Source organism: Sphingorhabdus sp. (assembly GCF_044239005.1).
In the GTDB taxonomy this organism is placed as follows: domain Bacteria; phylum Pseudomonadota; class Alphaproteobacteria; order Sphingomonadales; family Sphingomonadaceae; genus Sphingorhabdus_B.
The window spans coordinates 1-10,706 of sequence record NZ_JBIICH010000079.1; the positions used below are offsets into that span (position 1 = coordinate 1).

At 55.0% G+C, this 10,706-nt stretch carries 16 protein-coding genes; 12 read left to right on the forward strand and 4 right to left on the reverse strand.

Translation table 11 applies throughout. The annotated features are described in order from the left end of the window. Positions 1 to 94: 30S ribosomal protein S16 (locus ACILQA_RS07435; protein ID WP_395629133.1), on the reverse strand; the 94-nt coding region annotated here is incomplete at its 3' end. Between the two features lie 46 nt (positions 95 to 140). Next, positions 141 to 1,637: a signal recognition particle protein gene (gene ffh, locus ACILQA_RS07440; RefSeq protein WP_395629120.1), complete on the reverse strand. Its 1,497-nt coding sequence runs from the start codon at positions 1,635 to 1,637 to the stop codon at positions 141 to 143. Between the two features lie 290 nt (positions 1,638 to 1,927). On the opposite strand from ffh, the gene dapF reads away from it, so the two are divergent. From dapF to ACILQA_RS07460, 4 genes are read left to right on the forward strand one after another with little or no spacing between them, the layout of a single operon-like run. Next, positions 1,928 to 2,728 carry a diaminopimelate epimerase gene (gene dapF, locus ACILQA_RS07445; protein WP_395629134.1) on the forward strand — a complete coding sequence of 267 codons (801 nt, stop codon included), beginning with the start codon at positions 1,928 to 1,930 and terminating at the stop codon, positions 2,726 to 2,728. Next, positions 2,725 to 3,990 carry a tRNA (N(6)-L-threonylcarbamoyladenosine(37)-C(2))-methylthiotransferase MtaB gene (gene mtaB / locus ACILQA_RS07450; RefSeq protein ID WP_395629121.1) on the forward strand — a complete coding sequence of 422 codons (1,266 nt, stop codon included), beginning with the start codon at positions 2,725 to 2,727 and terminating at the stop codon, positions 3,988 to 3,990. The genes dapF and mtaB overlap by 4 nt, the downstream gene beginning before the upstream one ends. Continuing rightward, complete coding sequence (gene ftsY, locus ACILQA_RS07455; protein ID WP_395629122.1) at positions 3,987 to 4,916, forward strand: signal recognition particle-docking protein FtsY; 930 nt, start codon at positions 3,987 to 3,989, stop codon at positions 4,914 to 4,916. Before mtaB ends, ftsY begins: the two co-directional genes overlap by 4 nt. Then, positions 4,913 to 5,542 (forward strand): inner membrane-spanning protein YciB, encoded by a 630-nt coding sequence (locus ACILQA_RS07460; protein ID WP_395629123.1) that lies wholly within the window; start codon positions 4,913 to 4,915, stop codon positions 5,540 to 5,542. Before ftsY ends, ACILQA_RS07460 begins: the two co-directional genes overlap by 4 nt. A gap of 2 nt (positions 5,543 to 5,544) precedes the next feature. On the opposite strand, the gene ACILQA_RS07465 is transcribed toward ACILQA_RS07460, so the two are convergent. Beyond that, positions 5,545 to 6,165 carry a superoxide dismutase gene (locus ACILQA_RS07465; RefSeq protein ID WP_395629124.1) on the reverse strand — a complete coding sequence of 207 codons (621 nt, stop codon included), beginning with the start codon at positions 6,163 to 6,165 and terminating at the stop codon, positions 5,545 to 5,547. A gap of 166 nt (positions 6,166 to 6,331) precedes the next feature. Between ACILQA_RS07465 and ACILQA_RS07470 the strand changes: the two genes are divergently transcribed. Beyond that, positions 6,332 to 6,895 (forward strand): urate hydroxylase PuuD, encoded by a 564-nt coding sequence (locus ACILQA_RS07470; protein WP_395629125.1) that lies wholly within the window; start codon positions 6,332 to 6,334, stop codon positions 6,893 to 6,895. 50 nt (positions 6,896 to 6,945) lie between these two features. On the opposite strand, the gene pspF is transcribed toward ACILQA_RS07470, so the two are convergent. Beyond that, positions 6,946 to 7,983: a phage shock protein operon transcriptional activator gene (gene pspF / locus ACILQA_RS07475; protein WP_395629126.1), complete on the reverse strand. Its 1,038-nt coding sequence runs from the start codon at positions 7,981 to 7,983 to the stop codon at positions 6,946 to 6,948. A gap of 167 nt (positions 7,984 to 8,150) precedes the next feature. On the opposite strand from pspF, the gene ACILQA_RS07480 reads away from it, so the two are divergent. From ACILQA_RS07480 to ACILQA_RS07510, 7 genes are all read left to right on the forward strand, one after another. Next, complete coding sequence (locus ACILQA_RS07480; RefSeq protein WP_395629127.1) at positions 8,151 to 8,339, forward strand: hypothetical protein; 189 nt, start codon at positions 8,151 to 8,153, stop codon at positions 8,337 to 8,339. Between the two features lie 107 nt (positions 8,340 to 8,446). Beyond that, positions 8,447 to 9,130: a phage shock protein PspA gene (gene pspA / locus ACILQA_RS07485; protein WP_324476826.1), complete on the forward strand. Its 684-nt coding sequence runs from the start codon at positions 8,447 to 8,449 to the stop codon at positions 9,128 to 9,130. 4 nt (positions 9,131 to 9,134) lie between these two features. Beyond that, a complete protein-coding gene (pspB, locus tag ACILQA_RS07490) occupies positions 9,135 to 9,422 on the forward strand; it encodes an envelope stress response membrane protein PspB (RefSeq protein WP_395629128.1) in 288 nt (95 codons plus the stop codon). Between the two features lies 1 nt (position 9,423). Continuing rightward, complete coding sequence (gene pspC / locus ACILQA_RS07495) at positions 9,424 to 9,807, forward strand: envelope stress response membrane protein PspC (RefSeq protein WP_395629129.1); 384 nt, start codon at positions 9,424 to 9,426, stop codon at positions 9,805 to 9,807. A gap of 27 nt (positions 9,808 to 9,834) precedes the next feature. After that, complete coding sequence (locus tag ACILQA_RS07500) at positions 9,835 to 9,993, forward strand: hypothetical protein (protein ID WP_395629130.1); 159 nt, start codon at positions 9,835 to 9,837, stop codon at positions 9,991 to 9,993. Beyond that, positions 9,990 to 10,289, forward strand: coding sequence for a hypothetical protein (locus tag ACILQA_RS07505; RefSeq protein WP_395629131.1), 300 nt, complete (start codon positions 9,990 to 9,992; stop codon positions 10,287 to 10,289). The genes ACILQA_RS07500 and ACILQA_RS07505 overlap by 4 nt, the downstream gene beginning before the upstream one ends. 18 nt (positions 10,290 to 10,307) lie before the next feature. Beyond that, positions 10,308 to 10,634 (forward strand): hypothetical protein, encoded by a 327-nt coding sequence (locus ACILQA_RS07510; RefSeq protein ID WP_395629132.1) that lies wholly within the window; start codon positions 10,308 to 10,310, stop codon positions 10,632 to 10,634. Positions 10,635 to 10,706 lie beyond the last annotated feature (72 nt).

The window sequence follows — 10,706 nt, forward strand, 5'->3', positions numbered from 1 at the left end:
TACCGTCGCGTGGTGCGCGGGCGTCGGCTACGACGATTTTATAATAAGGACGCTTTTTCGAACCGCCCCGTGACAAACGCATGGATAATGCCATAAAACTAACTCACCTTTCTGAAATATTCTTAAACTAAATGTGATACTTATTTCTTTTTACTAAGAAGTCTTGCGAGGTCTGGCGGCATTCCGCCACCGCCGCCCATTCCGGGCAGACCGCCGAAACCGGGTGGCAAAGCGCCGGGGGGAAGCCCGTGCATTCCCTCCATCGCGCCACCCAAGTCGCCGCCGCCCATGCCACCCTTGCCGCCGCCGAACATGGCGGCGAGGCCCTTTAGGCCGCCCATCTTGCGAATGCGCTTCATGGCGCTCGCCATTTCCTGGTGCATTTTAATGAGCTTGTTGACGTCCTGCACGGTCATGCCCGAACCCTTGGCAATCCGGATCTTACGTTTGGCGTTCAACAATTCAGGCTTCGCGCGCTCTTTTGGCGTCATGGAACCAATGATGGCGTCCATATGTACGAGCAATTTGTCGTTCATACCGCCGGCGTCCATCGCCTGCTTGGCCTTTTTCATGCCCGGGATCATACCCGCAAGCGCGCCGAGGCCGCCCATTTTGGACATTTGGCGAAACTGCATGCGCAGGTCTTCCATGTCGAACTGGCCCTTGGCCATTTTGGCCGCGAGCTTATCCGCGTCCTCTTTTTCGACCATTTCAGTCGCGCGCTCGACAAGGCCGACAACGTCGCCCATGCCCAATATGCGTCCGGCAACACGGCTTGGGTTAAACGCTTCGATGGCATCCAGCTTTTCACCGACGCCTGCAAATTTGATGGGCTTGCCCGTAATGGCGCGCATCGACAGCGCAGCACCGCCGCGTGCATCACCGTCCATACGGGTCAGCACGATACCGGTTACATTAACGCGCTCACCGAAGCTTTTGGCGACATTTACGGCGTCTTGACCCGTGAGCGAGTCGACGACGAGCAGGATTTCCTGCGGAACGGAGACCTTTGCCACCGCCTGCATTTCGTCCATCAACTGCTGGTCCACATGCAAGCGGCCAGCGGTGTCGAGGATCAAAACATCAAAGCCCTGCAACTTTGCAGCCTGCATCGCACGCTTGGCAATGTCGACGGGCTGCTGCCCCTGCATAATCGGAAGCGTCGCAATTTCGGTCTGTGTGCCAAGCGTTGCCAACTGCTCTTGTGCGGCAGGACGATTGACGTCCAGCGAAGCCATCAGGACTTTCTTGCCCTGCTTGGCCTTCAGCATCTTCGCAATCTTGGCCGTCGTTGTGGTTTTACCTGAGCCCTGCAGACCGACCATCATGATGATCGCAGGCGGCGCTACAGCAAGATCAAGGTCGCTTTGTTCCGCGCCGAGCATTTCGACAAGGGCATCATTGACGATTTTGACGACTTGTTGGCCGGGCGTTACCGATTTCAGAACCTGCGCGCCGACGGCTTGCTCGGTGACCTTCTCAACGAAGTCACGAACGACGGGCAACGCAACGTCGGCTTCAAGCAAAGCCACACGCACTTCGCGCATCGCTTCACGCACGTCAGCTTCGTTTAACGCACCGCGACCGCGCAGGCGATCAAACACCCCTCCTAACCGGTCGCTCAGCTTGTCAAACATCGACATTCCTTACCAACATGCCCCGTTTGAGGCATAAACGAACAAAAAGCCGGTGAGCGAATCTTCGCCGACCAGCTTGGAAACAACGGATTTCCAACAAAATTTGAAAGGCAATATCCTTGCCTTGGACGCGCCCCTACCCTCCTTGGCGTCGCAAATCAAGTTTTTCCGTTGGTTGGAGCGGCTGTGACCTGTGCCCAATCACGGCGGCTCCATGAACAATAGGTTGGCCATATTCGCCATCAACGGTAGACTTGATGCCCCGCTACCCCTAAATCGCCGCCATGACGATGGGTGAATTTCACAAGATGCATGGGCTCGGCAATGACTTTGTCATTATCGACGCACGCGTCCAATCCATCGAAATGTCCCCTGCCCGGGCGCAAATGATCGCGGATCGCAAGTTTGGCATTGGCTGTGACCAGCTTATCCTTTTGCTGCCTTCAGAAATCGCCGATGTCCGCATGCGGATTTTCAATCCCGATGGCAGCGAGGTTGAGGCATGTGGCAATGCGTCACGCTGTGTCGTTGCATTGTTGAACCAAGACCTCAACATCGAAACCTTGGGCGGCATCATTTCAGGCAAGTTGTCAGGCAATGACGTCGAAGTGTCGATGGGGGAAGCCACTTTTGCATGGCAGGACATACCGCTTGCTTTCCCCATGAATACGGACGCGATGCCACTGGCTTGGGACAATCTCGCCGCGCCAATGGCCATCAATATGGGCAACCCACATGCCGTGTTTTTTGTCGATGACGTTGATGCCATCGACTTGCGCCAGCTTGGTCCGACAATCGAAAACGATTCCGTGTTTCCCGAACGTGTAAACGTGAATGTCGCGTCGGTTGCCGGGAATGAAATCCACCTAAATGTTTGGGAACGCGGTGCCGGCTTGACCGGCGCTTGCGGAACCGGAGCGTGTGCCACGGCCGTTGCTGCGATCCGTCAGGGCAAGGCGACATCCCCCGTCACAGTCCACCAATCGGGCGGAACCCTGACCATCGACTGGAGTCCGGGACAGCCAGTCATCATGACCGGCAGCGCGACGTATGTGTTCAAAGGTCAGGCCGACTGGGATGCGTTTGGATGAACGCGCCCGTCAAAAAGCCTGAAGTCATCAGCATGGGTTGCCGCCTAAACTTGGCGGAGAGCAACGCCCTGGCTGAACAACTCGCGGGCCGCGATGACATTGTCATCATCAATAGCTGCGCGGTGACTAATGAGTCCGTCCGGCAAACACGCCAAGCCATCCGTCAGGCGCATCGGCGTCGCCCGGACGCGTCTGTGTGGGTCACCGGCTGCGCTGCGCAAGTGGAGCCCGAAACATTTCGGGCCATGCCAGAGGTTGCGGGCGTCTTTGGCAATCATGAGAAACAAGACGCGACCTTGTTACGCGATTTGATTGATCGTTCGGACAGGCCGGTCATTGTCTCGGACATCATGACCATCGCGCAAACCGCGCCGCATCTCGTCACCGCCTATTCGGGCAAAACCCGCGCGTTTGTCGAAGTTCAAAATGGCTGTGACCACCGCTGCACATTTTGCATCATTCCCTATGGCCGCGGCAACAGCCGCTCCGTCCCCGCTGGCAGCGTCATTGAACATATTCAAAAGCTCGTCGACACCGGCTTTAAAGAGGTGGTGCTGACGGGTGTTGACGTCACCAGCTATGGCCATGATCTTCCGGGCAGCCCGAATTTGGGATCACTGGTCGAACGGATATTGAAACTCGTTCCCGATCTTGCACGCCTCAGGCTATCGTCGATTGATGGTGTCGAGATTGACGACCGGCTGTTCGATTTGCTCACAGGCGAGGCCCGCGTGATGCCGCATGTTCATCTGTCGCTGCAAGCAGGCGACAATATGATCCTGAAGCGCATGAAACGCCGCCATAGCCGTGAACTCGCGATCGATCTGGTTGCGCGCCTTAAAGCAAAGCGACCCGAGATCGCCATTGGCGCGGATATTATTGCCGGCTTCCCGACCGAAGACGATGCGATGTTTGCCAACAGCATTGACCTCGTTGCACAATGCGGGATCGTGCACGGGCATATATTCCCATATTCGCCCAAAAAGGGCACGCCAGCCGCGCGCATGCCGCAACTGCCCCATCCCGTTATCAAGGCGCGTGCCAAGGCTTTACGCGAAGCGGTCGCGGCAGAAAAATCCCGCTGGCTGGAGGGGCTGATTGGCACCATTCAAAATGTCGCGGTCGAAAATGGCGGCAGGGGTGGCCACGCGGAGAATTTCGCGTATTTGCAGCTGGATAAAGTCATGCCCGAAGGCAACATTGTCGCCGCGCGGGTGTTGCGGTCAACAGACGGAATATTGCAGGCAGAGGTTGTAGAATGAGCGAGAATGTTGGGTGGAAAGACCGACTGTTTGGCGGCCTGAAGAAAACATCAGGAAAGCTGACGGACAATATTGCGGGGCTTGTCACCAAGGCAAAGCTGGAAGCACGCGACCTTGATGACATTGAAGATGCGTTGATTGCTTCGGACCTTGGCCCAGCCATGGCAGCGCAAATTCGCGACAAGATTGCTGCGGGACGCTTTGACAAGGGCATTGATGCCGAAGGAATCCGCCAGATTGTCGAGGACGAAGTGGCGGCCGTGTTGGCACCCGTTGCCTCCCCGCTCGAAATTGACGCCTTCCCGCGCCCTCAGGTCATATTGGTGATTGGCGTAAACGGATCGGGCAAGACCACAACAATTGCAAAGCTGGCCCACCTTTTCCTTGAACAGGATTATGGCGTCATGCTGGCTGCAGGTGATACGTTCCGTGCCGCAGCCATTGGTCAGTTGAAAGTTTGGGCCGAACGCCTTGGCGTACCCATTGTGACTGGCCCCGAAGGCGGCGACGCTGCTGGTGTCGTGTTTGATGCGGTGAAAAAGGCAACCGCAGAAGGCATCGACGTGCTGATCGTCGACACCGCTGGACGGCTTCAGAACAAACGCGAGCTGATGGATGAGCTGGCGAAAATCCGCCGGGTGCTTGGGCGCCTAAATCCCGCGGCTCCGCACAATGTGGTGTTGGTTCTGGACGCGACGACGGGGCAAAATGCGCTATCGCAAATCGAAACCTTTAAAGAAGTCGCTGACGTCACTGGGCTTGTGATGACCAAATTGGACGGCAGCGCGCGCGGCGGGATCTTGGTCGCGGCGGCCAAGCAGTTTGGCCTACCTATTCACGCCATTGGCGTCGGTGAGACCATTGATGACCTGCGCCCCTTCAACGCGCAAGATGTTGCCCGTGCCATCAGCGGCGGTTCGTTGTGAACGACGCAGCCACGGCCAAAAAGCCGTCGGGCACTTTAAACTTCATTCTCGATTTCGGACCGCTGCTGCTGTTTTTTGTGGCATCAAAATTTGGCAGCTCGGACACCGATCCGAAACAAGGCGCGATTGTTGGCACCGCAACGTTCATGGTCGCGATCCTTGTTGCGGTGATTGTCTCTAAGGTGAAACTGGGCAAGATTTCACCGATGCTGAAGCTCACGGCCGCTTTAGGCGTATTTTTCGGCGCGCTGACGATCTGGTTCCATGACGAACGCTTCATCCAGATTAAGCCGACGATCATTTACGCCTTTTTCGCGCTTCTGCTGCTTGGGGGATGGTTCCGCGGCAAGGCGATGCTCAAATATGTTCTGGAGCATGCCTATCAAGGTCTGGACGAAACCGGCTGGTTAAAACTGTCGCTTAGCTGGGGCGTGTTTTTCCTTGTGCTAGCCGGACTAAACGAGATTTTTCGGCAGCCCGAGTGGTTTTCGTTCGACACCTGGCTGTCCATCAAGGTGTGGGGGGTAACGGCCTGCACGTTCCTATTCGCGTTTGCCAATATCCCAATGCTGATGCGCCACGGGCTAAAACTGGGCGACGATGCCGAGACACCGCCCAACGCCTAAAATCAGGACTGGTCAGCGCGTGAGAGGCCTTGTCCATCTAGATTTTCGGCGACGAATTCCCAATTAATCGCATTGGCGAGTAACGCATCGACATAGTCAGGTCGCGCATTGCGATAGTCGATATAATAAGCATGCTCCCACACATCGATTGTGAGCACGGGCTTCATATCATGCACCAAGGGTGTGTCGGCGTCATGTAACGACGTGATCTTCAATTGGCCGCCGTCAACAACAAGCCACGCCCAACCGCTCCCAAAATGCGCGACAGCTTCTTCTTTGAACTTCGCCAGCAGGTTTTCGACACTGCCGAAGCTTTCATCAATCATTGTCTTTAACTGGCCGCCAGGCACCTGTTTTTCAGGTGTCAGACACTGCCAATAAAAACTGTGGTTCCAAATTTGCGCGGCGTTGTTGAACAGTTGTGTATTGCCCTTCGCCTTGGCAGCCGTGATAACTTTGCTCAAGGGCGCACCTGATAAGGCCGCATCGTCGGCGACCAAGGCATTGGTTTTATCGACATACGCCTTGTGATGCTTGCCATGGTGAAAATCGATCGTTTCCGCAGAAATGATGCCGCCGAAGGAAATTTCGTCGTAAGGAAGTTCCGGGAGAATGAAGGGCATGTTGCATGTTTCCTTTTGAGAAGTCCGCAACGCAAACCAACGGGCGCAGCGCCCGTTCCGTCGGGCGCACGCAAATTACGCAGAAATTATGTGACAAAAGCGGCCCACAAAGATAGGCAGGAACGCATCAGGGGCAAAATCACCTGAATGCCTACAGGAGGAAAAAATGGCGAAATTTTTTGGAAATCTACATCTGGTGCTGGTCGCCGGTCTCGTGCTGTCATTGGCACTTATGTTCGGTTTGCACGGCGACGCATTGACGGCGCAGTCTGTCACACGTTGGCTGCACACATTCTTCGGGATCGTCTGGATCGGGCTGTTGTACTATTTCAACCTCGTTCAAATTCCGACCATGCCGAAAATTCCCGCTGAGCTGAAGCCAGCGGTGTCGAAGCATATCGCACCATCTGCGCTGTTTTTCTTCCGCTGGGCCGCGGCATTGACTGTGTTGCTGGGACTGATCATTGCGGTTCAGGCCGGTTACGCCCATCAGGCATTCACGCTGCAAGATCCCTACAAACTGATCGGCGTTGGCATGTGGCTTGCGGTTATCATGGCATTCAACGTCTGGTTCATCATCTGGCCTAACCAGAAGAAGGCACTTGGCATCGTTGAAGCCGATGATGCGACAAAGGCAAAGGCCGCAACGACAGCGATGATGACATCGCGTTTGAACACGTTGCTGTCGATCCCAATGCTCTACACGATGGTAAGCTTTAACGGCGGCTAATCGTCACATTCTTGGTAAAGTTAAAAGGGGTGGCCGAGGCTGCCCCTTTTTTATCCCAAAAGATCATGCTTTTTAAGCGTATGACGCAATTGGTCGTAGCTCAGGTTCAGCGCTTTGGCCGTTTGCCGCTGATTATACCGACACTTCGCCAGTGCCTGTTCAAGGACCGCCTTTTCATATTTTTCGGTCGCTTCTCTAAAGTCGGTAACATCAATCGCCTGACTTAAGTCGGCGGAGAAACGCTGCTCGGCACTAGCGGCCTGATTATCGGACTGCACCTGCACAGGCGATGAAGCCGCCACGCCGCCGCGCCACGGGCTATCGAACGGATCAAACTGGATATAATCGACGGGCTGCGCGGGGTCAGCCCAGCGATAAACGGCACGTTCGACCACGTTGCGCAATTCGCGCACATTGCCCGGCCACAAATGGTTTTCGAGGGCCTGGGTCGCAAGCGCGCCGAAACCCGGCCAACCTGCCCAGCCCAGTTCAGCCGCCATCCGACGCCCATAATATTCAGACAGAACCTCAACATCGCCTTCGCGAACGCGCAATGGCGGCAAGGTGATCACCTCAAAGCACAGCCTGTCGAGCAAATCCGCACGAAAGCGTCCCTTATCCACCATATTGGGCAGATGCTCATTGGTGGCCGCAACAATACGGACATCGACACGCATTGGCCTCGATGAACCAATACGCGTGACCTCTCCATATTCGACCGCGCGCAACAAACGTTCCTGCGCCCCCATGCTCAACGTGCCAAGTTCGTCGAGGAACAGCGTGCCGCCGTCGGCTTCTTCAAACCGCCCCTCGCGTGCACGGGTAGCTCCGGTGAAAGCCCCAGCTTCATGGCCGAACAGTTCTGCCTCAATCAAACTTTCAGGCAGCGCCGCGCAGTTAATTGTGACCAAAGGCCCGTCCCAACGCGAACTCAGGCGATGCAGGCGCTCAGCGATCAATTCTTTCCCTGTGCCGCGTTCCCCCACAACCAGCACGGGGCGATTGAGCGGTGCGGCGCGGCTTGCGCGTTCGACGGCATCAAGAAAAGCGGACGATTGTCCAATAAATTGATGACTATCGCGTTCCATTTTCAAAGATTGGCATATTTCACCATAGTGTGGCAATAATTACCAGCGCTCGAATGTCGCATTTTTTCACAAATGGCGGATTTCCGGCTTTTATTCAAATTGGCACACTCCCTGCAATACATCTTGCAAGCCGGAATATCACCGGCATGCAAAAGGGAAGACACAAGATGCGTAAAGATATCGGAACCAGCGACAAGGCAAATGGAAGCGAAAGCCGTCTATGGCTGGCAGTCGCACTGTCCGTGTCGATGATCTTCACCAGTTACGCCGTTTCGGTTCTCAACCATTATGACGATATTAACATGAACGTCCCAAATTACACCCATCAGCCAATCGTTGTCAGCTATCTTGCCTGACGTCGATTGCCTACGACCGGAGTACCCCGGCTCCCCCTACCTCCTAAAGGTACCCGGTCGCACCCTTTTTAAGTACGCAAATGAACAGTTTTAGCCGGAGTTACCCAATGGGCATATTTTCACGAACCCGCGATATCATCGCCGCCAACGTCACGGACTTGCTCGACAAGTCGCAGGACCCGGCGAAGATGATCCGTATGATCATTCTGGAGATGGAAGAAACGCTGGTTGAAGTCCGCGCTTCCGCAGCCCGGACGATTGCTGACCAGAAAGAACTGCGCCGGCACATCGACAAGCTGAACACGCTTGAAGCTGACTGGACCGACAAGGCCCATCTTGCCCTGTCAAAAGATCGCGAAGACCTTGCCAAGGCGGCCTTGGTCGAAAAGCGTAAGGCGACCGACATGAAGGACCAGCTGACGGCGGAGGTCGATGTTCTCAACGACGCGTTGAAAGCTTCGGAGCAGGATATTCACAAGCTGCAGAAAAAGCTCGCCGACGCCCGTAGCCGTCAGAACGCGTTGATGACGCGTCTTGAAAGCGCGGAAAATCAAGTCAAGCTGCGCACGATGTATAATGGCGACAAGGTTCGCGAGGCTTTCTCACGCTTTGACGTGCTCGAACGCCGCGTGGACGAAGCGCAGGGATATGCGGACTCGCTGTCCATCGGTTCAGATGCCCCACGCAGCTTGGGCGACGAAATCGCAGCACTTGAGTCCTTCGACGTTGTCGATGCCGAGCTGGAAGCGATGAAAAAAGCCATGAAACAAGACGCACAGAAGGAAGGTTGATCCGATGGAAGATACGCTCATCCCCGTTTTCGTCGTTGGCATATTGTTTATTGGTTTGCCTTGGCTGATCCTGCATTATGTCACCCGCTGGAAAACCGCGGCAACGCTTACCTATGATGATGAGCGGATGCTGGGCGACATGAACGAACTTGCCCGTCGTCTGGAAGACCGTCTCGATACCGTCGAGCGTCTGGTCGCGCAGGAAAATCCTGAATGGCAGCCACGTCGCATCGACCATGAAACAAAAGATTTCGACCCCGAAAATGCCCACAGGCTGGAAAGGAACCGCTAAAATGGCTGGTACACATACCAAATTCTATCTGGATAAGCAGAATGCCAAATGGAAAGGCGTTTGCGCAGGGATTGCCGACTATACCGGCGTTGATGTTCTCTGGGTCCGGCTTGGCACGGTGATGCTCACTTTGATGGGCGGTTTTCCGTGGACGCTAATTGCCTATGTCATCACCGCTTGGATGGCCAACCAAAAGCCAGTCCATCTTTATACCGATGACCGCCAAGACCAGAAATTCTGGCAAGGCGTGCGTCAGTCACCTGCCCGCACAACACGCGACATTCGTTCGCGTTTCCGGGAAATCGACCACCGGTTGGCCGAAATGGAAACCTATTATGTCAGCAATAACAAGCAGCTGGCGGACGAAATCGAGAGCCTTCGATAAACGGCAGCATAATGGAGGGAATATTTCATGTTCACACTCATCATTCTCGGGCTGATTGCGTGGTTTGCATATCGCCACTTCGCACAGAAAAAACGCAAGGCGGATCGCCGCAACTTGAGCGTTGATTTCCGCGACAGCCCCATCCGGCCCGTCACACGCCGTCTGCCATGGAGGGAATTCAAATGAGCTTTGCAGGCCCCAATTTCGTCATTGCGATTGTGGTTGTGATGACAGTCGGTTGGCTCATCAACAACTGGATCCGCGCCAAACATGGCTACCCATTGGAAGATGAATGGGGTGGAAAATCAGCGCTGACCGATGGCGACTATCCCGAAGCAGAGCGCAAAATCATGCTGCTCAGCAATGAAAATGAAACGCTGAATGGCAAGGTTGGTCGTCTGGAAGAACGGGTCGCTGTCTTGGAACGGATCGTCACGGACAAGGCCGGGCGCCTTTCCGAAGAAATCGAAAAACTACGCTGAAGCGCATTGGAGGAAGCTATGGACCCTGACAAGCTAGCAATGATTACGGCCATCGGCCCCATGATAGGTATTGGCGTTGTCGCAATTTCGGTTGGATGGGTGCTCACCACATGGATGCGCATCAAAAATGGCTACCCGCTTGATGGTGCATGGGGTCAGGCAGTCTATCCCAAAACCGATCAGGAGGCCGTCGAACGCGTAAAATTGTTGAGCCAAGAAAACGCGCAACTGCGCGCAGAAATCGGCTCAATCAAGGACCGGCTCGCCAATGTCGAAAAAATCATTGTCGATGACAGTCACCGATTAACATCTGAAATAGAGGCCCTTCGCGGGCCGTCGAATTGAGGAGCAATTAATGGACCCGTTTCAAATGGTCGTCGCAATCATTGCCATCATCACGATCGGCAGGATTATCCA

What these genes read in the sequence shown, in the direction of transcription:
- pspB (WP_395629128.1), top strand. Translation starts at nt 9,135, where the DNA reads ATGGAAGATACGCTCATCCCCGTTTTCGTCGTTGGCATATTGTTTATT.
- ACILQA_RS07510 (WP_395629132.1), top strand. Translation starts at nt 10,308, where the DNA reads ATGGACCCTGACAAGCTAGCAATGATTACGGCCATCGGCCCCATGATA.
- ACILQA_RS07500 (WP_395629130.1), top strand. Translation starts at nt 9,835, where the DNA reads ATGTTCACACTCATCATTCTCGGGCTGATTGCGTGGTTTGCATATCGC.
- pspC (WP_395629129.1), top strand. Translation starts at nt 9,424, where the DNA reads ATGGCTGGTACACATACCAAATTCTATCTGGATAAGCAGAATGCCAAA.
- pspA (WP_324476826.1), top strand. Translation starts at nt 8,447, where the DNA reads ATGGGCATATTTTCACGAACCCGCGATATCATCGCCGCCAACGTCACG.
- ACILQA_RS07480 (WP_395629127.1), top strand. Translation starts at nt 8,151, where the DNA reads ATGCGTAAAGATATCGGAACCAGCGACAAGGCAAATGGAAGCGAAAGC.
- ACILQA_RS07505 (WP_395629131.1), top strand. Translation starts at nt 9,990, where the DNA reads ATGAGCTTTGCAGGCCCCAATTTCGTCATTGCGATTGTGGTTGTGATG.
- ftsY (WP_395629122.1), top strand. Translation starts at nt 3,987, where the DNA reads ATGAGCGAGAATGTTGGGTGGAAAGACCGACTGTTTGGCGGCCTGAAG.
- ACILQA_RS07465 (WP_395629124.1), bottom strand. Translation starts at nt 6,165, where the DNA reads ATGCCCTTCATTCTCCCGGAACTTCCTTACGACGAAATTTCCTTCGGC.
- mtaB (WP_395629121.1), top strand. Translation starts at nt 2,725, where the DNA reads ATGAACGCGCCCGTCAAAAAGCCTGAAGTCATCAGCATGGGTTGCCGC.
- dapF (WP_395629134.1), top strand. Translation starts at nt 1,928, where the DNA reads ATGGGTGAATTTCACAAGATGCATGGGCTCGGCAATGACTTTGTCATT.
- ACILQA_RS07470 (WP_395629125.1), top strand. Translation starts at nt 6,332, where the DNA reads ATGGCGAAATTTTTTGGAAATCTACATCTGGTGCTGGTCGCCGGTCTC.
- ffh (WP_395629120.1), bottom strand. Translation starts at nt 1,637, where the DNA reads ATGTTTGACAAGCTGAGCGACCGGTTAGGAGGGGTGTTTGATCGCCTG.
- pspF (WP_395629126.1), bottom strand. Translation starts at nt 7,983, where the DNA reads ATGGAACGCGATAGTCATCAATTTATTGGACAATCGTCCGCTTTTCTT.